General features: G+C 69.6%; 2 protein-coding genes. Both read right to left on the reverse strand.

Translation table 11 applies throughout. From position 1 onward, the window contains the following. Positions 1 to 3,013 (reverse strand): baseplate multidomain protein megatron (locus DYI24_RS23605; RefSeq protein WP_164574054.1); only part of this gene is annotated, 3,013 nt, incomplete at its 3' end. A 118-nt stretch (positions 3,014 to 3,131) separates the two neighbouring features. Continuing rightward, a partial coding sequence (locus DYI24_RS23610; protein ID WP_349627812.1) for a cytochrome b/b6 domain-containing protein occupies positions 3,132 to 3,400 on the reverse strand: 269 nt, incomplete at its 5' end.

Raw genomic sequence — 3,400 nt, forward strand, 5'->3', positions numbered from 1 at the left:
CCGCGAGCCGGGTCAGCACGTCGGGCGCAGCCGCATCGATCACCGGCAGATCGAGCGCGATCACTTCGGCCGGGCCGAGCGCGGCCGGGATCGTTACCACGGCCGGGCGCGGCATCCGCTGCGGCAGCGCGAATACGTCGGGATCGATGCTGCGCGCCGTCACCTGCCGCGTACTGGTGTCGACCAGTTCGTCGATCTCGAACAGCCGCCGTCGCCCGGCGAGCGTCAGCGCCACCACATCGCCAGGTGCGAGCCGCAGATGCCGCAAGCCGAGCGCGAAGCCGGCGCGCTCGCGGCCGGCCCACAGATCCTGCAGCACGATCTCGGCGCGCCGCGCCGCCGCCGCATCGTTGGTGACGACCGCAAGATCGGCCTTCACCATCCGCGCGGCGCCGCCGACCAGCCGGCGCGAGCTAGCGGCGGCGCGGCGATAATCGGCCAGCGCATCGCTGTAAGCGATCGCGGTTTCGCGCGGCAGTTCGGTCTCCTGCGCCCGCGTCAGCCGCCACGGCGCGCCCTTGTCGGGCAGCACCAGGTCGTCCTCGTTCAGTTCGATCACCGGCGCGGCGCCACGCTGCACGAACCGCAACACACCGCCGGCCGCCTCCGCCTCGAAGCTGTAGGCCAGCGCCAGCGGCTCGATCATCGCGCGCGGCGACATCGGCCGGTCGACCACATAGCCGTCGCAGCCCTCGCGCAGATCGCGGCTGTCGACGCCGCCGACACCGGCATCGGCGAGCAGCGCGGCGATCAGCGCATCGAGCGGCGCGCCGCCCAGCCGGCCGGTCAGCCAGTGCCCGCTGGTCCAGTTCGGCGCATCGCTCCACACATCCTCAGCTGCAGGAAACACCGGATAGGGCCGCGCGTCCCAGGTCCACAGATGGATCGCCGACAGATCGATCATCCGCCCGCCATACAGCGGCGACACCGGATTGCGGGCGTCGGCGCTGAACGCCGTGATCAGGCACTCGAGATAACGGCGCTGGATCAGATCGTCGCGCTCGCCGCTGGAGAAATACGGCGCAAAATTCTCGCTGGATTTCGGATCGGGAAACACGCTCGGCTGATTGGCGCCCTTGTCGACCGCCGGGCAACCGACCTCGGTCAACCACACCGGCTTGCTCATCGGCACCCAGCCGGTCGGCGATGCCAGCTCGGCGCCGCCGACCCGCTCGTGATGCGGCTGCGACCAGAAGCTGCGGATGTCCTTGACGCGATAGATCCACGGCTTGCCGAGCCCGTCGGTGATCGGCACCCGCGCTTGGGCTGTGCGCGCCGCCGCGTCCGGGTAGTACCAGTCGTAGCCCTCCCCGGCTTCGACATTGCCGGCAAGGTAAGCGCGATCGTAAGTGGTGGCGGCGAGCGTCGAATCCAGATGGCCGGCATCGTCGCGCCAATCGGCCAGCGGTGCGTAGTAATCGATTCCGATCGCGCCGATCGCCCGCGAGGCCCACAGCGGGTCGAGCGGAAACCGCACCTCGGACGCGTCCGGCGTCACCACGTCGGCGCCGTATTCGGTCCAGTCGGCTCCATACGTGACCAGCGTGCCACCGCCGACGATCGCCTTGACGTCGGCGGCGAGCGCGACGAGCTGCTGCACCGCCGGGTACACGCCGGGCGCCGAACGCACGCGCGTCAGCGAGCGCAGCTCCGAGCCGATCAGGAACGCATCGACACCGCCGGCACTGGCGCAGAGCTGCGCGTAGTGCAGGATCATGCGGCGATAATTCCACGTGCCGCCGGCGAAGAACTGCGCCACCTGCGCGGCGGCCGTCGCGGTGCCTTGCGGTGAGCCCGGCACGCCCGGTGCCGGATCGCAGGTGATGCGGCCGCGCCAGGGATAAGGCGGCTGCGGCGCCGCGCCGGTCCAAGGATTGGCAAGGCCGTTGCCGGCCGGCACGTCCATCACCACAAACGGATAGAACGTGATCTTCAGCCCGCGCGCTTTCATCTCGCCGATCAGATGCACCACGGTGTCGTCGGACGGCGTGCCGCCGTACGCAGGGCGTCCATTGACTTGCGAGATCAGCCGTGCGCTGGCGCGCGTCGCGCCGGCCACCGACCAGGAGCCTTGATCGAGCCTCTTGTCGCGGCGCTCGACGCCGGGCTCGACCGTGCAGGCCTGCGCGCGCAAGTCAGTGCCGAACCACGCCACCACCAGCGCGACCCGCTGTAGTCCCGGACAGACGCCCTGCAGGTCGTCGAGCGAGGCCAGCACGTCGGACGGCGCATAGGCGACATGGCGGTTCTCCGGCGCGGCACTGCCGGCGCCGAGCAGCTGCACCCGCGTCGCCGGCTCGTAGCCGAATTCGGTGGTGCCGGGGATCAGCGTCACCGCGCGGGTGATCTGTTCGAGCTCGCCGATCGGCCGCACGATCTCGAACGACAATTGCGGAATCCGGTTGCCGAAATCGGCGAGCGGCAGCCGTTCGAACACGACGTAAGCCAGCCCGCGATAGGCCGGCGCATTGCCGGCGCCTTCCTTGGCAACGATCAGCCCGTCCGGCGCCTGATCCTCGGTGCCGCGATGAACGCGGATGTTGAGGCCGGACAGATCGAGCGGCTTGCCGTCGGCCCAGATCCGCGCCACCCGGCCGATCGGTCCTTCGCACAGCCCGACCGCGATATTGGCGAAGTAACTGTAAGCCGTGGGGGTGGTCGTGGTCTGCCCGCCCCCGCCGCCGCCAAAACCCTTGCCGCCGCCTCCGCCGCCGGTGGTGCTCTGCTCCACGCTGATCACCTCCTCGAGCGCGGTGGCCCAGATCACCTGGCCGGCGAGCCGGGCGCGGCCATAGACCCGCGGGATCGGTGCACCTTCGGTCGAGGCCATCACGTCGAGATCGGCGAGCCGCGGCCCTTCGACCGCGCGCGAGCTATCGCTGCTGCCGCCGAACAGCGACTGATCCAGCGCATTGCCGATCAGCGCGCCCGCAATCCGCCCGGCGATCGCACCGACCGGACCGAACAGCGCACCGGCCGCAGCGCCGGCGACGGAAAGAACGAGAGCTGCCATGGGATTGACTTCGATCGAGGGCGCAAACGTCGGTCAGAAACGAAGATGCCCGGCGCAAGGCCGGGCACGATGTCGAGAGAGTGAGCGCTGAATCCTCAGAATCCGTTTCGCGCGAACTCTAAGGCTGCGAGCCCCGCGGAAACCAGATCCGGCCGAACACGCGGTCGCCGCGCAGATGGTGATACAGCGCCGCCGCGACATGCACGATCAGCAGGACCACCAGCAGCCGTGCACCGAACCCGTGCGGGATACGCGGCCGGTAGTGCCAGAACTCCGGCAAGGCTGTTACCTGGTGCGAGAAGATCGCCGGCGCCGCTCCGCTCGCCAGCATCATGCCGATGCCGCTGGCGATCATGCCGAACACCACCACGTAGCTGTCTCTTATAC

The sequence above is a fragment of the Rhodopseudomonas sp. BR0C11 genome, from assembly GCF_010820945.1.
GTDB lineage: Bacteria > Pseudomonadota > Alphaproteobacteria > Rhizobiales > Xanthobacteraceae > Rhodopseudomonas > Rhodopseudomonas palustris_H.